The sequence below is a fragment of the Rouxiella chamberiensis genome (assembly GCF_026967475.1).
In the GTDB taxonomy this organism is placed as follows: domain Bacteria; phylum Pseudomonadota; class Gammaproteobacteria; order Enterobacterales; family Enterobacteriaceae; genus Rouxiella; species Rouxiella chamberiensis.
Window position 1 is genome coordinate 4,045,233 of sequence record NZ_CP114058.1, and the last position, 23,251, is coordinate 4,068,483.

Annotated in this window: 31 protein-coding genes and 5 pseudogenes; 33 read left to right on the forward strand and 3 right to left on the reverse strand. The window is 51.6% G+C overall.

The genetic code is table 11. From position 1 onward, the window contains the following. Positions 1–37: 37 nt before the first annotated feature. Positions 38–1,953, reverse strand: a pseudogene (locus O1V66_RS18805) (ABC transporter ATP-binding protein). Between the two features lie 138 nt (positions 1,954–2,091). Here O1V66_RS18805 and kefG point away from each other — a divergent pair. The 6 genes and pseudogenes from kefG to O1V66_RS18835 all read left to right on the forward strand — a co-directional run bounded on the left by kefG (position 2,092) and on the right by O1V66_RS18835 (position 6,233). After that, the gene (gene kefG, locus O1V66_RS18810) at positions 2,092–2,643 is read left to right on the forward strand and encodes a glutathione-regulated potassium-efflux system ancillary protein KefG (protein WP_045048633.1); all 552 of its coding nucleotides are present in this window, start codon (positions 2,092–2,094) and stop codon (positions 2,641–2,643) included. A 2-nt stretch (positions 2,644–2,645) separates the two neighbouring features. Next, positions 2,646–4,454, forward strand: a complete 1,809-nt coding sequence (gene kefB, locus O1V66_RS18815) for a glutathione-regulated potassium-efflux system protein KefB (RefSeq protein WP_045048913.1) — start codon at positions 2,646–2,648, stop codon at positions 4,452–4,454. Between the two features lie 108 nt (positions 4,455–4,562). Then, positions 4,563–4,766 carry a YheV family putative zinc ribbon protein gene (locus O1V66_RS18820; protein WP_045048632.1) on the forward strand — a complete coding sequence of 68 codons (204 nt, stop codon included), beginning with the start codon at positions 4,563–4,565 and terminating at the stop codon, positions 4,764–4,766. A gap of 115 nt (positions 4,767–4,881) precedes the next feature. After that, on the forward strand, positions 4,882–5,430 hold the full coding sequence (gene slyD, locus O1V66_RS18825; RefSeq protein WP_045048631.1) for a peptidylprolyl isomerase: 549 nt from the start codon (positions 4,882–4,884) through the stop codon (positions 5,428–5,430). Between the two features lie 211 nt (positions 5,431–5,641). Further along, a pseudogene (locus O1V66_RS18830) lies at positions 5,642–5,971 on the forward strand (type II toxin-antitoxin system RelE/ParE family toxin). 19 nt (positions 5,972–5,990) lie between these two features. Continuing rightward, positions 5,991–6,233, forward strand: a complete 243-nt coding sequence (locus O1V66_RS18835; RefSeq protein WP_414058406.1) for a helix-turn-helix domain-containing protein — start codon at positions 5,991–5,993, stop codon at positions 6,231–6,233. Between the two features lie 42 nt (positions 6,234–6,275). On the opposite strand, the gene O1V66_RS18840 is transcribed toward O1V66_RS18835, so the two are convergent. Then, on the reverse strand, positions 6,276–6,494 hold the full coding sequence (locus O1V66_RS18840; RefSeq protein WP_045048629.1) for a protein SlyX: 219 nt from the start codon (positions 6,492–6,494) through the stop codon (positions 6,276–6,278). A gap of 262 nt (positions 6,495–6,756) precedes the next feature. On the opposite strand from O1V66_RS18840, the gene fkpA reads away from it, so the two are divergent. From fkpA to bfr, 11 genes and pseudogenes are all read left to right on the forward strand, one after another. Beyond that, a complete protein-coding gene (fkpA, locus tag O1V66_RS18845) occupies positions 6,757–7,608 on the forward strand; it encodes an FKBP-type peptidyl-prolyl cis-trans isomerase (protein WP_045048628.1) in 852 nt (283 codons plus the stop codon). A 273-nt stretch (positions 7,609–7,881) separates the two neighbouring features. Then, entirely contained in the window at positions 7,882–8,598 is a 717-nt protein-coding gene (locus tag O1V66_RS18850; protein WP_045048627.1) for a helix-turn-helix transcriptional regulator, read from the forward strand. A gap of 8 nt (positions 8,599–8,606) precedes the next feature. Beyond that, positions 8,607–9,005, forward strand: coding sequence for a sulfurtransferase complex subunit TusD (gene tusD / locus O1V66_RS18855; RefSeq protein WP_187329821.1), 399 nt, complete (start codon positions 8,607–8,609; stop codon positions 9,003–9,005). Between the two features lie 20 nt (positions 9,006–9,025). After that, positions 9,026–9,394, forward strand: a complete 369-nt coding sequence (gene tusC / locus O1V66_RS18860; RefSeq protein ID WP_045048625.1) for a sulfurtransferase complex subunit TusC — start codon at positions 9,026–9,028, stop codon at positions 9,392–9,394. Between the two features lie 13 nt (positions 9,395–9,407). Next, complete coding sequence (gene tusB, locus O1V66_RS18865) at positions 9,408–9,695, forward strand: sulfurtransferase complex subunit TusB (protein WP_045048624.1); 288 nt, start codon at positions 9,408–9,410, stop codon at positions 9,693–9,695. 142 nt (positions 9,696–9,837) lie between these two features. Continuing rightward, positions 9,838–10,211 (forward strand): annotated as a pseudogene (gene rpsL, locus O1V66_RS18870) (30S ribosomal protein S12). A 96-nt stretch (positions 10,212–10,307) separates the two neighbouring features. After that, positions 10,308–10,779, forward strand: a pseudogene (gene rpsG / locus O1V66_RS18875) (30S ribosomal protein S7). A 96-nt stretch (positions 10,780–10,875) separates the two neighbouring features. Further along, positions 10,876–12,990, forward strand: a complete 2,115-nt coding sequence (gene fusA / locus O1V66_RS18880) for an elongation factor G (protein WP_045048623.1) — start codon at positions 10,876–10,878, stop codon at positions 12,988–12,990. 71 nt (positions 12,991–13,061) lie between these two features. Further along, positions 13,062–14,246 (forward strand): elongation factor Tu, encoded by a 1,185-nt coding sequence (tuf, locus tag O1V66_RS18885; protein ID WP_269127902.1) that lies wholly within the window; start codon positions 13,062–13,064, stop codon positions 14,244–14,246. A 156-nt stretch (positions 14,247–14,402) separates the two neighbouring features. After that, complete coding sequence (gene bfd, locus O1V66_RS18890) at positions 14,403–14,597, forward strand: bacterioferritin-associated ferredoxin (protein WP_045049844.1); 195 nt, start codon at positions 14,403–14,405, stop codon at positions 14,595–14,597. Positions 14,598–14,673: 76 nt separating this feature from the next. Further along, entirely contained in the window at positions 14,674–15,165 is a 492-nt protein-coding gene (gene bfr, locus O1V66_RS18895; protein ID WP_045049845.1) for a bacterioferritin, read from the forward strand. A 15-nt stretch (positions 15,166–15,180) separates the two neighbouring features. On the opposite strand, the gene O1V66_RS18900 is transcribed toward bfr, so the two are convergent. Continuing rightward, a complete protein-coding gene (locus O1V66_RS18900) occupies positions 15,181–15,708 on the reverse strand; it encodes a prepilin peptidase (protein ID WP_052673479.1) in 528 nt (175 codons plus the stop codon). Between the two features lie 407 nt (positions 15,709–16,115). On the opposite strand from O1V66_RS18900, the gene rpsJ reads away from it, so the two are divergent. From rpsJ to rpsH, 16 genes and pseudogenes are all read left to right on the forward strand, one after another. Then, the gene (gene rpsJ / locus O1V66_RS18905) at positions 16,116–16,427 is read left to right on the forward strand and encodes a 30S ribosomal protein S10 (RefSeq protein WP_009639175.1); all 312 of its coding nucleotides are present in this window, start codon (positions 16,116–16,118) and stop codon (positions 16,425–16,427) included. A gap of 33 nt (positions 16,428–16,460) precedes the next feature. Continuing rightward, positions 16,461–17,090, forward strand: coding sequence for a 50S ribosomal protein L3 (gene rplC / locus O1V66_RS18910; RefSeq protein WP_017493963.1), 630 nt, complete (start codon positions 16,461–16,463; stop codon positions 17,088–17,090). 16 nt (positions 17,091–17,106) lie between these two features. Continuing rightward, on the forward strand, positions 17,107–17,712 hold the full coding sequence (rplD, locus tag O1V66_RS18915) for a 50S ribosomal protein L4 (RefSeq protein WP_045049846.1): 606 nt from the start codon (positions 17,107–17,109) through the stop codon (positions 17,710–17,712). Next, a pseudogene (gene rplW / locus O1V66_RS18920) lies at positions 17,709–18,010 on the forward strand (50S ribosomal protein L23). The gene rplD and the pseudogene rplW overlap by 4 nt, the downstream one beginning before the upstream one ends. An 18-nt stretch (positions 18,011–18,028) precedes the next feature. Next, the gene (gene rplB / locus O1V66_RS18925; RefSeq protein WP_045049848.1) at positions 18,029–18,853 is read left to right on the forward strand and encodes a 50S ribosomal protein L2; all 825 of its coding nucleotides are present in this window, start codon (positions 18,029–18,031) and stop codon (positions 18,851–18,853) included. 14 nt (positions 18,854–18,867) lie between these two features. Further along, entirely contained in the window at positions 18,868–19,146 is a 279-nt protein-coding gene (gene rpsS / locus O1V66_RS18930; protein ID WP_004929772.1) for a 30S ribosomal protein S19, read from the forward strand. 14 nt (positions 19,147–19,160) lie between these two features. Continuing rightward, positions 19,161–19,493 (forward strand): 50S ribosomal protein L22, encoded by a 333-nt coding sequence (gene rplV, locus O1V66_RS18935; protein WP_045049849.1) that lies wholly within the window; start codon positions 19,161–19,163, stop codon positions 19,491–19,493. 17 nt (positions 19,494–19,510) lie between these two features. Further along, a complete protein-coding gene (gene rpsC, locus O1V66_RS18940; RefSeq protein WP_045049850.1) occupies positions 19,511–20,209 on the forward strand; it encodes a 30S ribosomal protein S3 in 699 nt (232 codons plus the stop codon). 12 nt (positions 20,210–20,221) lie between these two features. After that, positions 20,222–20,632 (forward strand): 50S ribosomal protein L16, encoded by a 411-nt coding sequence (gene rplP, locus O1V66_RS18945; RefSeq protein WP_269127966.1) that lies wholly within the window; start codon positions 20,222–20,224, stop codon positions 20,630–20,632. Next, entirely contained in the window at positions 20,632–20,823 is a 192-nt protein-coding gene (gene rpmC, locus O1V66_RS18950; protein WP_017493967.1) for a 50S ribosomal protein L29, read from the forward strand. The genes rplP and rpmC overlap by 1 nt, the downstream gene beginning before the upstream one ends. Then, a complete protein-coding gene (gene rpsQ / locus O1V66_RS18955) occupies positions 20,823–21,077 on the forward strand; it encodes a 30S ribosomal protein S17 (RefSeq protein WP_009639185.1) in 255 nt (84 codons plus the stop codon). Before rpmC ends, rpsQ begins: the two co-directional genes overlap by 1 nt. A 169-nt stretch (positions 21,078–21,246) precedes the next feature. Continuing rightward, complete coding sequence (gene rplN / locus O1V66_RS18960; RefSeq protein WP_008457164.1) at positions 21,247–21,618, forward strand: 50S ribosomal protein L14; 372 nt, start codon at positions 21,247–21,249, stop codon at positions 21,616–21,618. A gap of 10 nt (positions 21,619–21,628) precedes the next feature. Then, entirely contained in the window at positions 21,629–21,943 is a 315-nt protein-coding gene (rplX, locus tag O1V66_RS18965) for a 50S ribosomal protein L24 (protein WP_045049851.1), read from the forward strand. 14 nt (positions 21,944–21,957) lie between these two features. Continuing rightward, positions 21,958–22,497 carry a 50S ribosomal protein L5 gene (rplE, locus tag O1V66_RS18970; RefSeq protein ID WP_045049852.1) on the forward strand — a complete coding sequence of 180 codons (540 nt, stop codon included), beginning with the start codon at positions 21,958–21,960 and terminating at the stop codon, positions 22,495–22,497. 13 nt (positions 22,498–22,510) lie between these two features. Continuing rightward, positions 22,511–22,816: a 30S ribosomal protein S14 gene (rpsN, locus tag O1V66_RS18975; RefSeq protein ID WP_045049853.1), complete on the forward strand. Its 306-nt coding sequence runs from the start codon at positions 22,511–22,513 to the stop codon at positions 22,814–22,816. 33 nt (positions 22,817–22,849) lie between these two features. Beyond that, positions 22,850–23,242 carry a 30S ribosomal protein S8 gene (gene rpsH, locus O1V66_RS18980; RefSeq protein ID WP_009639189.1) on the forward strand — a complete coding sequence of 131 codons (393 nt, stop codon included), beginning with the start codon at positions 22,850–22,852 and terminating at the stop codon, positions 23,240–23,242. Positions 23,243–23,251 lie beyond the last annotated feature (9 nt).

Sequence of the window (23,251 nt, forward strand, 5' to 3'; positions counted from 1 at the left end):
GCCACCCTGATTGCCTCTTCACTCCACTGTGCCGGTGTCAGGCATTGAATTCCTGCGCCAGTTGCTCGAGCTGTTCCTGCGCGTCGAGCCAATTCATTTCAACCTCTTCCAACGCGCCTTTCACCTTGATCTGCTGCTGCAAACAGGCGGTCAGATCGGCTTTACGGCTGTTGTCGTAAATAGCTGAATCGGCGAGCTTCGCTTCAACCTCGGCCAGTTCGCCGGAAAGTTTTTCCATCTGCTTTTCCCACGCGGTTATCTGCTTGCGCAGCGGCTGCGTCTGGTTGCGGAAATCGGCCTCGCGACGTTTTTGATCCTTGCGTGACTGCGCACTGTTGGAGCCCGCGTCTTTATCCGGCGCGCCCTGCTGGTTTTCCTGACGCTGAATATCCACCAGCCACTGCTGATAGTCTTCGAGGTCGCCATCAAACTGCTCAACCTTGCCCGCGTGAACCAGATAGAGGTCATCGGTAGTAGAAACGCAGCAGGTGACGGTCGTGCGACACCACAACCATGGCGCCTTCGAAATCGATCAGCGCTTCGGTCAATGCCTGACGCATGTCGAGGTCCAGGTGGTTGGTCGGTTCATCGAGCAGCAGCAGGTTAGGACGTTGCCAGACGATTAACGCCAGCACCAGACGCGCTTTTTCACCGCCCGAGAAACGCTCGGTCTTTTCGGTGACTTTATCGCCCTGGAAGCCGAAACCGCCGAGATAGTCGCGCAGCTGCTGTTCAGTCTGCTTGTCGGCTAACCGCACCAGATGCTGCAACGGCGAGTCTTCGGCGACCAGAAATTCCAGCTGATGCTGAGCGAAGTAACCCAGCTTTACGCCTTTTGCCAGACCGATATCGCCCTTCAGCGGCGGCATGGTGCCCGCCAGCAGTTTGATAAGTGTCGACTTACCCGCGCCGTTGCGCCCGAGCAGGCCGATGCGCGAACCCGGCACCAGATTGAGCTTGATGGAGTCGAGGATCACGTGGTCTCCATAACCCGCGCTGACTTTTTCCATGCGCAGCAACGGGTCCGGCAGACTTTCCGGCGAGCGGAAACTAAACTGGAAAGGGTTGTCGACGTGCGCGGGTGCAATCAACTCCATGCGCTCGAGCATCTTGATACGGCTCTGTGCCTGCTTGGCTTTGGTCGCCTGGGCGCGGAAACGGTCGATATAGCTTTTAAGGTGCGCGACCTTTTCCTGCTGATTTTCGAACAGCGACTGCTGCTGGGCCAGTTTGGTGGCGCGCTGGCGTTCGAACGACGAATAGTTGCCGGTGTATTCGTTCAGCGTCTGCTGTTCAATGTGCAAAATCTTGTCGACGATAGGATCAAGGAAGTCGCGGTCATGGGAAATCAGGACCAGCGTGCCGTCGTAGCTCTTCAGCCACTTTTCCAGCCAGATGACGGCGTCCAGATCCAGGTGGTTGGTCGGTTCGTCGAGCAGCAGCAGATCGGAGCGCAGAATCAGCGCCTGCGCCAGGTTAAGGCGCATACGCCAACCGCCGGAGAAGGATTTGACCGGCTGTTGCAGCTGATTCTGGGTGAATCCAAGTCCGCTCAGCAGGCTTGCCGCACGTGCCGGAATGGTCCACGCCTGAATGGCGTCGAGTTTTCCGTGCAGAAACGGCGATGGCATGGCCGTCGTCGCGCTCGTTGGCCGCCTGCAATTCGGATTCAAGCTGACGAAATTCGCGATCGCCATCGATAACATACTCTATCGCCGGCACGTCGAGAGCCGGCGTTTCCTGGTTTACCCAGGCCAGCGCCCAGTTTGCCGGAAACGTCAGGTTGCCCGCATCGGCGCTCATTTCGTTTTTCAACAGCGAAATCAGAGTCGATTTACCACAGCCGTTTTTGCCCACCAGGCCGACTTTCTGACCCGGATTGATAGTGGCAGAGGCATTGTCAAGCAGGACATTGGTGCCACGCCTGATTTGTAACGATGAGAAAACTATCATAAAGCGCCGTGTAGTTGAGAGTATGTTAAATTGACTGTCATCATACTGAGTTAAACAAGACGTATTAAACGTCCCATTTTGTATTTGCGGAGCATGGTAGCGGAAATTTTGCACCCTGACGACGCTTTGGAGGTTTTGATGTCGCAGCCACCCAGGGTTTTGCTGCTTTACGCCCACCCGGAATCACCCGATTCGGTTGCCAATCGCATTTTACTCGACCGGGCCAAACAGCTTGAGCATGTTACCGTCCACGATTTATATGCGCACTATCCCGACTTTTTCATCGATATTCATTACGAACAACAATTGCTGCGCGAGCATGACGTCATCGTCTTTCAACATCCGCTGTATACCTACAGTTGTCCGGCACTGCTCAAGGAGTGGATGGACAGGGTGCTGGCGCGCGGTTTTGCCAGCGGTGCGGACGGCACGGCCCTGCAAGGCAAGTACTGGCGTTCGGTGGTGACCACCGGCGAACCGGAAGGCGCGTATCGTGCAGGCGGCTACAACGGCTATAAAATGAGTGATGTGATGCGCCCGTTCGAGTTGACCGCCGCGATGTGCGGCATGCACTGGCTGACGCCGATAATCATTTACTGGGCGCGTCGTCAGTCGCCTGACACATTGGCCAGCCACGCACAGGCTTACGGCGAGTGGCTTCAGAACCCCCTGCCAAACGGAGGAATCTAACCATCGACAGTTCGAGTTTACCGACAGCGATTCTGCTGTTTCTTTTTGCCGCCGTGGTGGCGGTGCCGATTGCGCAGCGTTTGGGTATCGGCGCGGTCTTAGGCTATCTGCTGGCCGGTATCGCCATTGGTCCGTGGGGACTAGGCTTTATTCGCGACGTAGATGAAATTCTGCACTTCTCCGAGCTGGGCGTGGTGTTCCTGATGTTTATCATCGGTCTGGAGCTGAATCCCGGCAAGCTGTGGCAACTGCGGCGGCAGATTTTCGGCGTCGGTGCCGGTCAGGTTATCCTGACGGCGCTGGTGCTCGGCGGGCTGCTGTTCCTGACTCATTTCTCCTGGCAGGCTGCGGTGATTGGCGGCATCGGGCTTGCGATGTCGTCGACGGCGATGGCGCTACAGCTGATGCAGGATAAAGGCATGACCCGCAACGAAGGCGGTCAGCTGGGCTTTGCCGTGCTGCTGTTTCAGGACATCGCGGTTATCCCTGCTCTGGCGCTTATCCCCGTGCTGGCGGGCACTTCGTCCGGCGGGAATGACTGGAGCATGATAGGCATGAAGGTGCTGGCGTTTGTCGGCATGCTGGTCGGCGGGCGTTATCTGCTGCGGCCTATTTTCCGGCTGATTGTGGCGTCGGGCGTGCGGGAGGTCTTTACCGCGGCCGCCTTGCTGGTGGTGCTCGGCGCGGCGCTGTTTATGCAGGAGCTCGGATTTTCGATGGCGCTCGGCACTTTTATCGCCGGGATTTTACTGGCGGAAAGCGAATATCAGCACGAATTGGAAATTGCCATCGAGCCGTTTAAGGGACTCTTGCTGGGGTTGTTCTTTATCTCGGTGGGTATGGCGCTGAATCTTGGGGTGCTGTATACCAACATCCTGCTGGTTCTGCTTAGCGTTATCGTGCTGGTGATAGTAAAAGGCGGCGTGCTTTATCTGCTCGCCAGGCTGTTCGATTTACGCACTTCGGTGCGGCTGCAATTTGCAGGCGTACTGAGTCAGGGCGGCGAATTCGCCTTTGTGCTGTTCTCGGCGGCAGGGGCGCAGAAAGTGATTTCCCAGCAGCAGCTGTCGCTCTTGCTGGTTGTGGTCACACTTTCGATGATGACGACGCCGCTGTTGCTGAAATACGTCGACAGGATCCTGGTCCGCCGCTATAACGCACAGGAAGAAAGTGACGAAACGCACTTTGTCGAAGACAATGATCCGCAAGTTATCATCGTCGGGTTCGGGCGTTTCGGGCAGGTGGTCGGGCGTCTGCTGATGGCCAACAAAATGCGCATTACCGTGCTCGAACGCGATATCAGTGCAGTCGGTCTGATGCGCAGTTTTGGCTATCAGGTGTACTACGGCGATGCAACACGGCTCGAACTGCTGCGCGCAGCGGGTGCGGAAAAGGCAAAATCCATTGTGATTACCTGCAATGAGCCGGAAGATACCTTGCAGATTGTCCGGCTTTGTCAGGAAAACTTTCCGCACCTCAATATTCTTGCCCGTGCACGCGGGCGTGTAGAGGCGCATGAACTGTTGCAGGCCGGCGTGCAGAACTTCTCGCGCGAGACGTTTTCGAGTGCGCTGGAACTGGGTAAAAAGGCGCTGATTACATTGGGGATGCATCCGCATAGCGCCTATCGCGCCCAGCAGCATTTCCGCCGTCTGGACATGCGCATGCTGCGCGAACTGGTGCCGCAGGTGCAGGGCGATGTGGCGCAGATTTCGCGTGTGAAAGAGGCGCGTCGCGAACTGGAAGACGTTTTCCAGAGCGAGATGCACAAAGAACGGCGTCAGCTCGACGGCTGGGACGACGATCAATAAGGTCGCAGGCGGCCGCGACGACAGAAGTTTCCTAATATTTATTGTAAAGAATCCCCTACGGCGGGCGGCAACAAACCCGCTCGCTACAGGATTCGGGAGAGTCGGAAAATGGCAGCAACCCGTAAGCGATTTATCGCCGGTGCGGTATGTCCCGAGTGTAAGGCACTGGATACGCTGAGGTTATGGCAGGAAGATCAGGTTGAGGTAGTCGAGTGCGTGAAATGCGGACACCAGAAACGTCAAACCGATGAGCAGGTCAAAAAGCACGTGCGCGGCGATGAGCAGGTGATCGGCATTTTTGATCCGAAGTAGCGTTATCCCGCGGCTTTTTTTATGCTTAGGGGTACAGAGGCGCGGTTTTCCGCTACAATCTTCGCCAAAATGCAGTATTTGACGAAATTACAGATTTCAAACGGTAGGAGTTATCATGAAAGTATCTAAAGACGTGGTTGTCAGCGTTGCGTATCAGGTTCGTACAGAAGACGGCGTGCTGGTTGACGAGTCACCGGTCAGCGCACCACTGGACTACCTGCACGGTCACGGCTCGCTGATTTCCGGTCTGGAAAGCGCGCTGGAAGGCCATGCGGTTGGCGATCGTTTTGACGTTCACGTAGGCGCCAACGAAGCTTATGGTAACTATGACGAGAACCTGGTGCAGCGCGTTCCTAAAGACGTGTTCATGGGCGTTGACGAACTGGAAGTCGGCATGCGTTTCCTGGCCGACACCGATCAGGGTCCGGTACCTGTAGAAATCACCGCTGTTGACGGCGACCATGTTGTGGTTGACGGCAACCACATGCTGGCTGGCCAGAACCTGAACTTCAACGTTGAAGTGGTTGCCATCCGTGAAGCGACCGAAGAAGAACTGGCTCACGGCCACGTTCACGGCGAGCACGGTCATGACCACGGGCACGACCACGACCATGACCACGGTCAGGGCGGTTGTGGCACCGGCGGTTGCGGTTGCAGCCACTAATCGGCATGTAAACCGATGAAAAGAAAAGGCGGCCACTGGCCGCCTTTTTTATTGCGTAAAACCCCCTGGTTTCTCCTTCCAAATGTCTTCTTTCTTTCGTCTGCCCTTATTAGAGCGTTATCTGCAAGCGATACCTGAAACAAGTCCGTAAAATAATTTCTCCTTGTCACTAATTAGCCTACAGACTAATATTTCCTTCAGGGAGTGAATCTTGTTCACCGTCTATTATCATCCTGACGCGCTCCAGGAGGCCAAGTAGATTGCCTGTGGTAACCAGGGCAAAATTTGACAGGCTCGTAAAAAAACTCGAGCAGGACCCTCGATTACTCAGAGAACCGGACACAAAGCCGCTCGGCAATGGATTATTTGAGCTGAGAACGCAGGGTAAAGATATCGCACGTGGTTTGTGGGTCTATCAGAGAGGCAATCTGATCATCATGTTGAGAGTCTTTGTTAAAAAGTCACAGAAATTTCTAGATCTGAACTCGACATGGCATGGTCGCGGCTAGAGACAATAAAAAATGAAATGGGTGAGTCATAGCGAGCTGCATGATGAATGGATGCGTGATCCAGAATATCGTGCGACCTACGAAGAAGAAATGCGCAAAGAACATTTGCGGGCCGTACTGGCACAGTGGCGCAGTAAGGAAAATCTGACCAGTGCCGAAGTCGCTGCGCGCATGGGCATCAAACCGCCCACCGTTCACAAAATGGAAAAAAACATTCTTCGAGCCTCAATCGATACTCTCTATCGCTATGCGAAAGCCTGTGGCATCGAGCATCCCGAGGTGCCACTTTATTAAAAGAAAAGGCGGCCACTGGCCGCCTTTTTTATTGCGTGTTGCTCAATAGTGCGGAGGCGGCGTTTCTTCCGATGCGTCGGCTATCATTGACGGCTGCGAGGCGCGCAGACGGTCGGTCAGCAGGCGCAGATGATCATGCAGGCGGCTCATTTCGAGTTGATGCGAGGTGACTATCTGATTCAACTCTTCAATGGTCACTTCCTGAAAAGCCAGCTTGCTCTCCAGGGCTTCAATCCGCTGTTCGAAGGAATTCTGTTCCATAATTTGTGCCTTTAATGCCTATCGGTGAGGATTGTCTGTCAGCGCGACAGAATTTGCGCCATATTCTACGCACAATAAATCAAAAATACTCGACGCAGGCCGTTTTCTGAGATCTTCAGAAACTTATTGAATCAAAAAAGGTCTGAATTAAGCGCGTTCGGGAAGTATAGCGATTGTCATGCATTGACACGGACAGTTATATTAACCGGCGAACTTTCGTAATTGTTACTTGGGGCACGAGCCTCAAGTCTTGGAGAAATGGATGAAATCACTGTTTAAAGTAACGCTGTTGGCTACCACGATGGCTCTTGCCCTGGGCGCGACTCAGGCCATGGCAGCCGATGCTGCAAAAGCGACTGATTCTACTGCAGCTGCGCCAGCGGCTTCGGCACCTGCGACCACCGATACTGCAAAATTCAAAAACGACGACGAGCAGGCGGCTTACGCGCTGGGTGCTTCACTTGGCCGTTACATGGACAATTCACTGAAAGAGCAGGAAAAACTGGGCATCAAACTGGATAAAGACCAGCTGATTGCCGGCGTTCAGGACGCGTTTGCCAACAAGAGCAAACTGTCTGATGCCGATATCGAGAAAACCCTGCAAACCTTCGAAGGCCGCGTGAAAGCTTCTGCCCAGCAGAAAATGGAAGCTGACGCCAAAGCCAACGAAGAGAAAGGCGCCGCTTACAGCGCAACCTTCGCCAAAGAAAAAGGCGTGAAGAAAACCGAATCCGGTCTGCTGTATCAGGTTGAGAAACCAGGTACCGGCGCTGCACCTAAAGACAGCGATACCGTCGTGGTGAACTACAAGGGTACGCTGGTTGACGGTACCGAGTTCGACAACTCCTACACCCGTGGCGAGCCGCTGTCCTTCCGTCTTGACGGTGTTATCCCGGGCTGGACCGAAGGCCTGAAACACATCAAGAAAGGCGGTAAAATCAAGCTGGTCATTCCACCGGCTCTGGCTTACGGCAAAACCGGCGTTCCGGGCATTCCTGCCAACTCTACGCTGGTCTTCGACGTAGAACTGCTGGATATCAAGGCTGCGCCTAAAGCGGATGCCAAAGACGCGACCAAGCCTGCTGCACCGGCCGCGGCTGCAAAATCAGAATAATCAGTTCTGCGTTTTGTACCTGAAAAAACCGTCGCTTATGCGGCGGTTTTTTTTACCCTACGCTTTTTAAAGGCTTCCACCCCATTTTTGCTGGGGTTACTCTATGATGATAACTTGACGGCCTTGTCGCTCGGGCTTAACGTCAGGGTATTGGAAAAATCGTAGGGAGGTTTTCACTGTAGCTTTGTTACAGTGGGGCCTGCTGAAATGATTGTACGGAGAGTCTTACTCCAGCTGATGAGTAAGGTCCCGATGTAGAGGGTGGTAGCTTCAATGTCTAATTCGCTTTTAAATGGCGAAACCGGTGAGCTGGATTTGCTGGACCAACGTCCGTTTAGTGCAACCGACCATGAAATTCTGACCTCCTATGAGGCGGTCGTCGATGGATTGGCCATGCTGATTGGTCAACACTGCGAAATAGTTCTGCATTCTCTGGAAGATCTGAAATGCTCGGCTATTCGCATCGCCAACGGTGAACACACCGGCCGCAAGATAGGTTCGCCTATCACAGATTTGGCCCTGCGCATGCTGCATGACATGACGGGCGCCGACAGCAATGTCTCCAAAGCCTATTTTACCCGCGCGAAAAGCGGCGTATTGATGAAGTCGGTCACTATCGCCATCCGCAATCGCGATCAGCGCGTGGTCGGACTGCTGTGTATCAACATGAACCTCGATGTGCCTTTCTCGCAGATTATGCAGACTTTTATTCCGCCGGAAGCTCAAGACGTGTCGCCTTCCGTCAACTTTGCTTCTTCGGTTGATGATCTTGTCGCACAAACGCTGGAGTTCACCATCGAAGAGGTGAATGCCGATCGCAATGTCACCAACAATGCCAAAAACCGACAGGTCGTGCTCAATCTGTACGAGAAGGGCATTTTCGACATCAAGGATGCCATCAATCAGGTCGCCGATCGTCTGAATATCTCCAAACACACGGTCTATCTCTACATCCGCCAGTTTAAAAGCGGCGAGCCGTTGGGGAACTAACGTTGACGTTGCGATACAGTCTTCTGGTTACGGGTGCGCCTTACGGTACCCAGCAGGCCAGCGCCGCCTATCAGTTTGCGCAGGCGTTGCTGGCGCGTGGTCATCAACTCGACAGCATTTTCTTTTATCGTGAAGGCGTGCTTAACGGCAATCAGCTTACCTCGCCGGCTTCCGACGAGTTCGACCTGGTACGCGCCTGGCAGCAACTGGCCGAAGAGCATGGCGTTGCGCTGAACGTTTGTGTGGCGGCGGCGCTGCGTCGTGGCATTATCGATGCCGACGAAGCGGCAAACCGCAAGGACGAGCCTCACGAACCACAGCCCAATCTTCAGCCCGGATTCGCCTTGACCGGTCTTGGCAGCCTTGCCGAAGCCGCGCTAACCTGCGATCGGCTGATACAGTTTTAAGCGTAGGAACAGACAGCAACATGAGTGCAGAAAAGAAGGTGGCATTTGTATTTACGCAAAGCCCGCACGGGACTTCCGCAGGGAGGGAAGGGCTCGACGCCCTGCTGGCAACCTCGGCGCTGACCGAAGAAATCGGCGTATTTTTTGTGGCAGATGGCGTTTTGCAACTGTTGCCGGGACAGCAACCCGAAAAAGTTTTAGCGCGTAATTACATTGCTACCTACGGCATTTTACCGCTTTACGATATTGAGCAATGCTTTCTCTGTGACGCCTCGGCAAGCGCCCGCGGTCTGGCGGAATTCGACGACTGGGTGCTGGATGTCGAGCGTCTCGCCCCCGATAGTCTGCGTCGGCGACTCGCCACCTATGATGTGATTATGACCTTCTGATCGGATAAAGATAATGCTTTTTACCCTGTCTCATTCTCCTCAACAGTGTGATTTGGCGGCACTTATTCAGCTTGTCGGCGATGAAGATGCGTTACTGCTCATGCAGGATGGCGTGCTCGCCGCCCTTGAAAACAGCATGGCGCAGTCCCATATCTCTGTTCTGACCTGCCCGGTATATGTTCTGAGTGAAGATCTGCAAGCCAGAGGGTTGGTTGGTCAAATTTCACACAAATGGACGCCAATCGACTATAATGGATTCGTTGATTTAACCGAAAGGCACCGTCAGCACATCGCGTGGTGATTTCGCGAAATGTTGTATATTTCTTGACACTTTCGTAGGTCAGCAATAAAATTCTGCGTCCCATATTGGCATCTGCCGATTGTGGGTCGATTTATCACGTGTTTACAAAGCAGTTTACGAATCAAAATCCAGGAGCTTTTTAATGGCAACAATTAATCAGCTGGTACGCAAACCACGCTCTACGAAGGTTGCTAAAAGCAACGTTCCAGCGCTGGAAGCTTGCCCGCAGAAACGTGGCGTTTGTACCCGTGTGTACACCACCACTCCAAAAAACCGAACTCCGCATTGCGTAAAGTATGTCGTGTTCGTTTGACTAACGGTTTTGAAGTTACCTCCTACATCGGCGGTGAAGGTCACAACCTGCAGGAACACTCCGTTATCCTGATCCGTGGCGGTCGTGTTAAAGACTTGCCAGGTGTGCGTTACCACACCGTCCGCGGCGCACTGGACTGTTCAGGCGTTAAAGACCGTAAGCAGTCTCGTTCTAAATACGGCGTTAAAAAGCCGAAGTCTTAATGGTTCTCCGTTAAGTAAGGCCAAACATTTTCACATTACTGTCAAAATAAACTCATAGAGTTTTGGACAATCCTGAATTAACAACGGAGTATTTCCATGCCACGTCGTCGCGTCATTGGTCAACGTAAAATCCTGCCAGATCCTAAGTTCGGGTCCGAACTTCTGGCGAAATTCGTAAATATCCTGATGGTAGATGGTAAAAAATCTACTGCAGAAGCAATCGTCTACAACGCACTTGAGACCCTGGCTCAACGTAGCGGTAAAGACAGCCTGGAAGCTTTCGAAGTCGCTCTGGACAACGTCCGTCCGACCGTGGAAGTTAAGTCCCGCCGTGTAGGTGGTTCTACTTACCAGGTTCCAGTTGAAGTACGTCCGGTTCGTCGTAATGCTCTGGCAATGCGTTGGATCGTTGAAGCTGCTCGTAAACGCGGTGATAAATCCATGGCTCTGCGCCTGGCGAACGAACTTTCTGATGCAGCAGACAACAAAGGTACTGCTGTGAAGAAACGTGAAGACGTTCACCGTATGGCCGAAGCCAACAAGGCGGTTCGCCCACTACCGCTGGTAATCACCACGCAGTAGTTATGCTAACCAAGCGGGCGCTGATTACAGTTAACCCGCTTGGATTAACTAAATCTGAACGCCCTAGGAATAGAGGAATCAAATGGCTCGTAAAACACCCATTGAGCGTTACCGTAACATTGGTATCAGCGCTCACATCGACGCCGGTAAAACGACGACTACCGAACGTGTTCTGTTCTACACCGGTGTAAACCACAAAATCGGTGAAGTTCACGACGGCGCAGCAACCATGGACTGGATGGAGCAGGAGCAGGAACGTGGTATCACCATCACGTCTGCTGCGACTACCTGTTACTGGTCTGGTATGGCCAAGCAGTTCGAACCACACCACATCAACATCATCGACACCCCGGGACACGTTGACTTCACCATCGAAGTTGAGCGTTCCATGCGTGTTCTTGATGGTGCGGTAATGGTTTACTGTGCTGTTGGCGGCGTTCAGCCACAGTCTGAAACCGTATGGCGTCAGGCCAACAAATATAAAGTTCCACGCATCGCGTTCGTTAACAAAATGGACCGTATGGGTGCTAACTTCCTGAAAGTTGTAGACCAGATCGAAAAACGTCTGGGCGCAACTCCAGTTCCTCTGCAGCTGGCTATCGGCGCAGAAGAGAAATTCACCGGTATCGTTGACCTGGTGAAGATGAAAGCAATCAACTGGAACGAAGCAGATCAGGGCGTGACCTTCGAATACGAAGATATCCCGGCTGATATGCAAGAACTGGCTGAAGAGTGGCACCAGAAACTGGTTGAGTCCGCTGCTGAAGGTTCCGACGAGCTGATGGAGAAATTCTTCGGCGGTGAAGAACTGACTGAAGAAGAGATCAAATCTTCTCTGCGTAAGCGCGTTCTGAACAACGAAGTTATCCTGGTTACCTGTGGTTCTGCGTTTAAAAACAAAGGCGTACAGGCAATGCTGGATGCTGTTGTCGAGTATCTGCCAGCACCAACCGACGTTGAAGCAATCAACGGCATGTTGGATGACGGTAAAGACACTCCGGCAGTTCGCCACTCTGACGACAAAGAGCCGTTCTCTGCTCTGGCGTTCAAAATCGCAACCGACCCATTCGTGGGTAACTTGACGTTCTTCCGTGTTTACTCCGGTCTCGTCAACTCAGGTGACACTGTATTTAACCCAGTTAAATCACAGCGCGAACGTCTGGGCCGTATCGTTCAGATGCACGCCAACAAGCGTGAAGAGATCAAAGAAGTTCGTGCAGGCGATATCGCTGCAGCGATCGGTCTGAAAGACGTGACTACTGGTGATACCCTGTGTGATCCGGATAACGTGATCATTCTTGAGCGTATGGAATTCCCAGAGCCGGTAATCTCCGTAGCTGTAGAACCAAAAACCAAAGCTGACCAGGAAAAAATGGGTCTGGCTCTGGGTCGTTTGGCTAAAGAAGACCCATCATTCCGCGTATGGACTGATGAAGAATCTGGTCAGACTATCATCGCAGGTATGGGTGAGCTTCACCTGGACATCCTGGTTGACCGTATGCGTCGCGAATTCAACGTTGAAGCTAACGTTGGTAAGCCGCAGGTAGCATACCGTGAAGCGATTCGCGCCAAAGTTACCGACGTTGAAGGTAAGCACGCCAAGCAGTCTGGTGGTCGTGGTCAGTACGGTCACGTTGTGATCGACATGTACCCACTCGAGCCGGGTGTTAACCCTAAAGGCTACGAGTTTGTCAATGAAATCAAAGGCGGTGTGATTCCTGGTGAATTCATCGGCGCGATTGACAAAGGCATCCAGGAACAGCTGAAAGCAGGTCCATTGGCCGGTTACCCGGTAGTAGACCTCGGTGTGCGTCTGCACTTCGGTTCTTACCACGATGTTGACTCCTCTGAGCTGGCGTTTAAACTGGCCGCATCTATCGCCTTCAAAGATGGCTTTAAGAAAGCGAAACCAGTTCTGCTTGAGCCGATCATGAAGGTTGAAGTAGAAACTCCAGAAGAGAACACTGGTGACGTGATCGGTGACCTTAGCCGTCGTCGTGGTATGCTGAAAGGCCAGGAATCCAACGCTACCGGCGTTGTGATTCATGCTGAAGTTCCGCTTTCCGAAATGTTCGGTTATGCAACTCAGCTGCGTTCACTGACCAAAGGCCGTGCATCTTACTCCATGGAATTCCTGAAGTATGATGACGCGCCAAGCAACGTTGCCCAGGCTGTAATCGAAGCTCGTGGTAAATAAGCCTAGGTTTCTAACACAATGATCCCGTGCTCTCTCCTTGAGGGGAGAGCACAATAGTAAGGAATATATCCGTGTCTAAAGAAAAATTTGAACGTTCCAAACCGCACGTCAACGTTGGTACTATCGGCCACGTTGACCACGGTAAAACTACCCTGACTGCTGCTATCACCACCGTACTGGCTAAAACCTACGGCGGTTCTGCGCGCGCATTCGACCAGATCGATAACGCACCAGAAGAAAAAGCACGTGGTATCACCATCAACACTTCCCACGTTGAGTATGACACCCCGACTCGTCACTACGCGCACGTTGACTGCCCAGGGCACGCCGACTACGTGAAAAACATGATCACCGGTGCTGCTCAGATGGACGGCGCTATCCTGGTTGTTGCTGCAACTGATGGCCCTATGCCACAGACTCGCGAGCACATCCTGCTGGGTCGTCAGGTTGGCGTTCCTTTCATCATCGTATTCATGAACAAATGTGACATGGTTGATGACGAAGAGCTGCTGGAACTGGTAGAAATGGAAGTGCGTGAACTTCTGTCTGCCTACGACTTCCCTGGTGATGATCTGCCAGTTGTTCGTGGTTCAGCGCTGAAAGCACTGGAAGGCGACGCTGAGTGGGAAGCTAAAATCATCGAGCTGGCTGGTCACCTGGATTCTTACATCCCGGAACCAGAGCGCGCGATCGACAAGCCATTCCTGCTGCCAATCGAAGACGTATTCTCCATCTCCGGTCGTGGTACCGTTGTTACCGGTCGTGTAGAGCGCGGTATCGTTAAAGTTGGCGAAGAAGTTGAAATCGTTGGTATCAAAGACACCGTCAAGTCTACCTGTACCGGTGTTGAAATGTTCCGTAAACTGCTTGACGAAGGTCGTGCAGGCGAGAACGTAGGTGTTCTGCTGCGTGGTATCAAGCGTGAAGACATCGAACGTGGTCAGGTACTGGCTAAACCAGGTTCCATCAAGCCACACACCAAATTTGACTCAGAAGTGTATATCCTGAGCAAAGACGAAGGCGGCCGTCATACTCCGTTCTTCAAAGGCTACCGTCCACAGTTCTACTTCCGTACTACTGACGTGACCGGTACCATCGAACTGCCAGAAGGCGTCGAGATGGTTATGCCTGGTGACAACGTGAACATGGTTGTTACCCTGATCCACCCAATCGCAATGGACGACGGTCTGCGTTTCGCAATCCGTGAAGGCGGCCGTACTGTAGGCGCTGGTGTTGTTGCTAAAGTTATCGCTTAATCGCTGATAACATTGGTGATCTAAAAGAGGGTGCTTCGGCACCCTTTTTTATGCCTTTTTCCGGCAAATAGGTTGTGTAAATTTTTCCAATCACAATTGAAATAAAAACTATTCTCATTTACAGTTGCGTGAATTGTTTAAATATTGAGTTAGGGTATGTACGTCTGTTTGTGTAATGCAGTCACCGACAAAGTGATCCGAAAAGTAATCCGGCAGCATCAGCCACAAACGATGAAAGACCTTCGCCAGTTAGTGCCGATTGGTACGGATTGCGGGAAATGCATCAGACAGGCCAGAGAGATTCTGGTTGAGGAGCAGGAGAGCACAACCTACATCATCGAAGTCGCCTGATAAATAGTAGGGTTATTTCTTTCCCTCTTAGCCGAGTGGTTCTACACTTCATAGAACTACAGCGGAGGGCATTCCTATGAAAGGCGATACCAAAATGATTGCGCACCTTAACAAGCTGCTAGGAAATGAGCTTGTTGCCATCAATCAGTATTTTCTCCATGCCAGAATGTTTAAAAATTGGGGTTTGATGCGACTCAACGGCATCGAATACCATGAGTCCATTGACGAGATGAAGCATGCTGATATTTACATCGAACGCATTCTCTTCCTCGAGGGCATTCCCAACCTGCAAGATCTCGGCAAGCTCAATATTGGTGAAGACGTTGAGGAAATGCTCAAGTCGGATCTGGTGCTTGAACTCGACGGCGCGCGCGATTTACGCGAAGCCATTTCCTATGCCGACTCCATTCACGATTATGTCAGCCGCGATATGATGATTACTATATTGGCGGAAGAAGAGCACCACATTGACTGGATCGAAACCGAAGTCGATTTGATAGGTCGAGTGGGTATTCAGAACTACATTCAAACTCAGATAAAAGAAGAATCAAAAAAAGCAGCGCATTAGTTCTGGCTACGGTGTTTACTGGATAGTCACGCAATAGAGACATTGTGTATCAGCCAGGCCATAAACTTGCTGGCTGATATAAATTATCCCGCCCGTAACCGCGAGAAAGGGACCAAAGGGAATAGCGCCCAGTCGGCGAAGGAACAAAAAGCGCAAGACGTACATAATGGTCCCGGTGACAGAAGCGATGAAGGCCACAAACGGAAGAGACTCCCATCCCAGCCAGGCACCCAATGCCGCCATGAGTTTAAAATCGCCGTATCCCAATCCCTCTTTTTTAGTCACTGCTTTCATCAGCCAATAGATAGCCCATAGACACAGGTAGCCAGCCGCAGCGCCAATCACGGCATTGGCGAGATGCTGAGGTCTGAAAACCGCGTGCAGCATCAGGCCAATCCACAATAACGGTAGCGTAAGACGGTCGGGTAGCTGGAATCGCTGCATGTCGATATAGCTTAGCGCCAGCAAAAAACCGACCAGGAGGATGCTGGTCATCAAGGCATAGCCATGCGTCATTGCGAACCGGGCGATATCGTTGAACACGGTGACTCCTTTGTCGGTCTCACAAGTACCGGTGTGGAGGACAAAGAATAATCTTTCGGAGGATACAAACAATCCGAAAAGACTTGATGAAATATTGTTCATTTTACGCGGCGGAAACTGCCGCCCAAAATTTAGCGAAAACGTGAAAGAGGGCAGGGGAGTACGAAATAAACGCACTTTATTGTCAGGAACGGGTTGCTTCCTGTGTTCAGTTACGTATAATGCGCGGGCTTACCTAATCTTGGTAAGCCTAATTCGATAAGAATTAGTTGTCAGGCAAAATAAGCGCCTGGCAAACAATACTCCCGATATGGGGGTTATGTGAAGAACGATTACACTCTCCCATCAATCGAAATGGGAATGAGGAGTAATCATTTTACGTTTAAAATAATTGGAGCTCTGGTCTCATGCAGAACCAAAGAATCCGTATCCGCCTGAAAGCGTTTGATCATCGTCTGATTGATCAATCAACTGCGGAAATCGTTGAGACCGCGAAGCGCACTGGTGCGCAAGTTCGTGGTCCAATCCCGCTGCCGACCCGCAAAGAGCGCTTTACCATTCTGATTTCTCCGCACGTCAATAAAGATGCGCGCGATCAGTATGAAATTCGCACTCACAAGCGTCTGGTTGACATCGTTGAGCCAACCGAGAAAACCGTTGATGCTCTGATGCGTCTGGATCTGGCTGCTGGTGTAGACGTGCAGATCAGCCTGGGTTAATCAGGGTCATTGAGCGATTGAGAGGTTGAAACAATGATTGGTTTAGTCGGTAAGAAAGTGGGTATGACTCGTATCTTCACAGAAGATGGCGTTTCTATCCCTGTAACCGTTATCGAAATTGAAGCAAACCGCGTTACTCAGATCAAAGATCTGGAAAACGACGGTTACCGCGCTGTTCAGGTTACCACTGGTAGCAAAAAAGCTAACCGTGTAACCAAACCAGAAGCGGGTCACTTCGCTAAAGCTGGCGTAGAAGCTGGCCGTGGTCTGTGGGAATTCCGCCTTGCAGAAGGTGAAGAGTTTACTGCAGGTCAAGACATTAGCGTTGAAATTTTCGCAGACGTTAAGAAAGTAGACGTTACTGGTACATCTAAAGGTAAAGGTTTCGCGGGTACTGTTAAACGCTGGAACTTCCGTACTCAAGATGCTACGCACGGTAACTCCTTGTCTCACCGCGTTCCGGGTTCTATCGGTCAGAACCAGACTCCGGGCAAAGTGTTCAAAGGCAAGAAAATGGCAGGCCAACTGGGTAACGAGCGTGTAACCGTTCAAAGCCTGGACGTAGTACGTGTTGACGCTGAGCGCAACCTACTGCTGGTCAAGGGTGCTGTTCCGGGTGCTACCGGTGGCAACCTGATCGTTAAACCTGCTGTTAAGGCTTAACGTCGAGGAGATAGGAATGGAATTAGTAGTGAAAGACGCGCAGAGCGCGCTGACTGTTTCCGAAACTACCTTCGGGCGTGATTTCAACGAAGCGCTGGTACATCAGGTTGTTGTTGCTTATGCAGCAGGTGCCCGTCAAGGTACTCGCGCTCAGAAGACTCGTGCCGAAGTAACTGGTTCTGGTAAGAAACCATGGCGTCAGAAAGGTACTGGCCGTGCGCGTGCAGGTTCTGTAAAGAGCCCAATCTGGCGTTCGGGTGGTGTGACCTTTGCTGCAAAGCCACAGGACCACAGTCAAAAAGTTAACAAAAAGATGTACCGCGGCGCGCTGAAAAGCATCCTGTCCGAACTGGTACGTCAAGATCGTTTGATCATTGTCGAGAAGTTCTCTGTAGAAGCGCCTAAAACTAAGCTGCTGGCACAGAAACTGAAAGACATGGCTCTGGAAGACGTGCTGATTGTAACCGGCGAAGTCGACGAGAATCTGTTCCTGGCCGCACGTAACCTGTACAAGGTTGACGTTCGCGATGTAGCAGGTATCGATCCAGTAAGCCTGATCGCCTTCGACAAAGTCGTTATGACTGCTGATGCTGTGAAGCAGGTTGAGGAGATGCTGGCATGATTCGTGAAGAACGTCTGCTGAAAGTGCTGCGCGCGCCGCACGTTTCTGAAAAAGCGTCCGCTGCGATGGAAAAGAACAACACCATCGTACTCAAAGTTGCCCTCGACGCGACCAAGGCAGAAATCAAAGCTGCGGTTAAGAAGCTGTTTGAAGTCGAAGTCGAAGACGTTAACACCTTGCTGGTTAAAGGCAAGTCTAAACGTCAAGGTCAGCGTGTTGGTCGTCGTAGCGACTGGAAAAAGCTTACGTCACCCTGAAAGAAGGCCAGAATCTGGACTTCATCAGCGGCGCAGAGTAAGTCGGAGGAGTAAGCACAATGGCAATTGTTAAATGTAAACCTACATCTCCGGGTCGTCGCCACGTTGTTAAAGTGGTTAACCCTGAGCTGCACAAGGGTAAACCTTTTGCTCCGCTGCTTGAGAAATTGAGCAAAAGCGGTGGCCGTAACAACAATGGCCGTATCACCACCCGTCATATCGGTGGTGGCCACAAGCAACATTATCGTCTGGTTGACTTCAAACGCAACAAAGACGGTGTAGCTGCAGTGGTTGAGCGTCTGGAGTACGATCCGAACCGTTCCGCGAACATCGCGCTGGTTCTGTACAAAGACGGCGAACGCCGTTACATCCTGGCGCCGAAAGGCCTGAAAGTGGGCGACCAAATCCAATCTGGCGTTGATGCTGCAATCAAAGTGGGTAACACCCTTCCGATGCGCAACATCCCAGTGGGTTCAACGGTTCACAACGTAGAAATGAAACCAGGTAAAGGCGGCCAGCTGGCTCGTTCTGCCGGTGCCTACGTTCAGATCGTTGCCCGTGATGGTTCCTACGTAACTCTGCGTCTGCGCTCTGGCGAAATGCGTAAAGTTCAGATCGATTGCCGCGCCACCATGGGTGAAGTCGGTAACTCTGAACATATGCTTCGCGTTCTGGGTAAAGCAGGTGCTGCACGTTGGCGTGGTGTTCGCCCTACCGTTCGCGGTACTGCGATGAACCCAGTCGATCACCCACACGGTGGTGGTGAGGGTAAAAACTTTGGTAAACACCCAGTAACACCATGGGGCGTTCAGACCAAAGGTAAGAAAACCCGTAGCAACAAGCGTACTGACAAGTTCATCGTACGTCGCCGTAGCAAAAAATAATTAGAGGATAAGCCATGCCACGTTCTCTCAAGAAAGGTCCTTTTATTGACCTGCACTTGCTGAAGAAGGTAGAGAAAGCGGTGGAAAGCGGTGACAAGAAGCCTTTGCGCACTTGGTCCCGTCGTTCAACGATCTTTCCTAACATGATCGGTTTGACCATCGCTGTCCATAATGGTCGTCAGCACGTACCAGTGTTTGTTTCCGATGAAATGGTCGGTCACAAGCTGGGTGAATTCGCGCCGACTCGTACTTATCGCGGCCATGCGGCTGATAAAAAAGCTAAAAAGCGCTAAGGTAGGAGGAAGAGATGGAAACTATAGCTAAACATCGCCACGCTCGTTCTTCTGCTCAGAAGGTTCGCCTTGTTGCAGACCTGATCCGCGGTAAGAAAGTGTCGCAAGCTCTGGAAACTTTGGCCTACACCAACAAGAAAGCTGCTGGTCTGGTTAAGAAGGTGCTGGAGTCTGCCATTGCTAACGCAGAACACAACGATGGCGCTGACATCGATGATCTGAAAGTCGCGAAGATTTTCGTAGACGAAGGCCCAAGCATGAAGCGCATTATGCCGCGTGCTAAAGGTCGTGCAGATCGCATTCTGAAGCGCACCAGCCACATTACTGTGGTTGTGTCCGATCGCTGAGACTCTGGAGACTAGCAATGGGTCAGAAAGTACATCCTAATGGTATTCGCCTAGGTATTGTCAAACCTTGGAATTCCACTTGGTATGCAAATACCAAAGAATTCGCTGACAACCTGGACAGCGACTTTAAAGTTCGTCAGTTCTTGACTAAAGAATTGTCGAAAGCTTCCGTTTCTCGCATCGTTATCGAGCGTCCGGCGAAGAGCATCCGTGTGACTATTCACACTGCTCGTCCTGGCATCGTTATCGGCAAGAAAGGTGAAGATGTCGAAAAACTGCGTAAGGTAGTAGCCGGTATCGCTGGCGTTCCTGCGCAGATTAACATCGCCGAAATCCGTAAACCGGAACTGGACGCAAAATTGGTTGCTGACAGCATCACTTCACAGCTGGAACGTCGCGTTATGTTCCGTCGTGCTATGAAGCGTGCTGTACAGAACGCAATGCGTCTGGGCGCTAAAGGTATCAAAGTTGAAGTAAGCGGCCGTCTTGGCGGTGCTGAAATCGCGCGTACCGAATGGTACCGTGAAGGTCGTGTTCCACTGCATACTCTGCGTGCGGATATCGATTACAACACATCTGAAGCGCACACCACTTATGGTGTAATCGGCGTTAAGGTATGGATCTTCAAAGGTGAGATCCTGGGTGGTATGGCTGCAGTTGAACAACCGGAACCGGCTGCTCAACCTAAAAAGCAGCAGCGTAAAGGCCGCAAGTAAGGAGAGTCGCTGATGTTACAACCAAAGCGTACAAAATTCCGTAAGGTGCACAAAGGCCGCAACCGTGGTCTTGCGCAAGGTACGGATGTGAGCTTCGGCACTTACGGTCTGAAAGCTGTTGGCCGTGGTCGCCTGACTGCTCGTCAAATTGAAGCAGCACGTCGTGCGATGACCCGTGCAGTTAAGCGTCAAGGTAAGATCTGGATCCGAGTATTCCCGGACAAACCGATCACCGAGAAGCCACTTGAAGCTCGTATGGGTAAAGGTAAGGGTAACGTGGAGTATTGGGTTGCCCTGATCCAACCTGGTAAAGTCCTGTACGAAATGGACGGTGTGCCTGAAGAGCTGGCGCGTGAAGCATTCCAGCTTGCAGCAGCGAAACTGCCTATTAAAACCACCTTTGTAACTAAGACGGTGATGTAATGAAAGCAAAAGAGCTGCGTGAAAAGAGCGTGGAAGAGCTGAACACCGAGCTTCTGAACCTGTTGCGTGAGCAGTTTAACCTGCGCATGCAAACGGCCAGCGGCCAGCTGCAGCAAACACACACGTTGAAGCAAGTGCGTCGTGACGTTGCACGTGTTAAGACTTTACTGACTGAGAAGGCGGGCGCGTAATGAGTGACAAGATCCGTACTCTGCAAGGTCGTGTGATCAGTGACAAGATGGAAAAATCTATCGTTGTTGCGATTGAGCGTTTCGTGAAGCACCCAATCTACGGTAAATTCATCAAGCGTACGACTAAGCTACACGTACATGACGAGAACAACGAATGCGGTATCGGCGACGTCGTTGAAATTAGCGAATGCCGTCCGCTGTCCAAGACCAAGTCCTGGACACTGGTTCGCGTTGTAGAGAAAGCAATTCTGTAATAGAATCGCGCTCTCGAAAATAAATAAACGGCTCATGACGTGGGCCGTTTATTTTTTCTACCCATAATGATGAAGCAGTGTTATAATGCTGCGCCCTCATTTGTGGGGATTTCTTTATGGCCTCTTAGTAGGTCTTATAAGTTGTAGTTGACATTAGCGGAGCACTAACATGATCCAAGAACAGACTATGCTGACCGTGGCCGACAACTCCGGTGCACGTCGCGTAATGTGTATCAAGGTTCTGGGTGGCTCGCACCGTCGCTACGCAGGCGTTGGCGATATCATCAAAATTACCATCAAGGAAGCAATTCCTCGCGGTAAGGTGAAGAAAGGCGACGTGCTGAAGGCGGTAGTGGTGCGCACCAAGAAGGGTGTTCGTCGCCCGGACGGTTCTGTCATTCGCTTCGATGGTAATGCATGCGTTATTTTAAATAATAACAGCGAGCAGCCAATCGGCACGCGTATTTTTGGGCCGGTAACTCGTGAACTGCGTAATGAGAAGTTCATGAAAATTATCTCTCTGGCACCAGAAGTACTCTAAGGAGCGAACCATGGCAGCGAAAATCCGTCGTGATGACGAAGTTATCCTGCTTACCGGCAAAGATAAAGGTAAGCGTGGTAAAGTAAAAAATGTCCTGTCTTCTGGAAAGGTCATTGTTGAAGGTATCAACCTGGTTAAGAAACATCAGAAGCCTGTACCGGCCCTGAACCAACCAGGTGGCATCGTTGAAAAAGAAGCTGCTGTTCAAGTTTCCAACGTTGCAATCTTCAACACGGCAACCGGCAAGGCTGACCGTGTAGGCTTTAGATTCGAAGACGGCAAAAAAGTCCGTTTCTTCAAGTCTAACAGCGAAACTATCAAGTAATTTGGAGTAGTACGATGGCGAAACTGCATGATTACTACAAAGACGATGTCGTAAATAAACTCATGACCGAGTTTAATTACAATTCTGTCATGCAAGTCCCTCGGGTCGAGAAGATCACCCTGAACATGGGTGTTGGTGAAGCGATCGCTGACAAGAAACTGCTGGATAACGCAGCAGCTGACTTGGCAGCCATCTCCGGTCAAAAGCCGTTCATCACCAAAGCACGCAAATCAGTTGCAGGCTTCAAAATCCGTCAGGGCTATCCGATCGGCTGTAAAGTAACCCTGCGTGGCGAACGCATGTGGGAATTCTTTGAGCGTCTGATCTCTATTGCTGTACCGCGTATCCGTGACTTCCGTGGCCTGTCCGCCAAGTCATTCGATGGCCGTGGTAACTACAGCATGGGCGTGCGTGAACAGATCATCTTCCCGGAAATCGACTATGACAAAGTCGATCGCGTTCGTGGTTTGGATATTACCATCACCACTACTGCGAAATCCGATGATGAAGGCCGCGCTCTGCTGGCTGCCTTTAACTTCCCGTTCCGTAAGTAAGGTAGGGTTACTAATGGCTAAGCAATCCATGAAAGCACGCGAAGTCAAGCGCGTGAAACTGGCTGACAAATTCTTCGCTAAACGCGTTGAATTGAAAGCAACTATCTCTAACGTGAACGCTTCCGACGAAGATCGTTGGGATGCCGTTCTGAAGCTGCAGACTCTGCCGCGTGATTCCAGCCCGTCTCGTCAGCGTAACCGCTGCCGTCAAACTGGTCGTCCGCACGCTTTCTTGCGGAAGTTCGGGTTGAGCCGTATTAAGGTCCGTGAAGCCGCCATGCGCGGTGAAATTCCGGGTCTTAAAAAGGCTAGCTGGTAATTGTCACCAATTGAATCACGGGAGTAATGACAGATGAGCATGCAAGATCCGATCGCGGATATGCTGACCCGTATCCGTAACGGTCAGGCCGCGAACAAAGTTGCGGTCACCATGCCTTCCTCTAAGCTGAAACTGGCTATCGCCAACGTGCTTAAAGAAGAAGGCTACATTGAAGAATTTAAAATCGAAGGCGACGCCAAACCTGAACTGGAATTAGTACTGAAGTACTTCCAGGGCAAGGCTGTGGTAGAGAGCATTCAACGAATCAGCCGTCCTGGTCTGCGCATCTACAAGAAAAAAGATGAGCTGCCAAAGGTTATGGCCGGTTTGGGTATCGCTGTTATTTCTACCTCTAAAGGTGTTATGACTGATCGTGCAGCTCGCCAGGCTGGTCTTGGTGGCGAGATTATCTGCTACGTAGCTTAATCGGGAGGA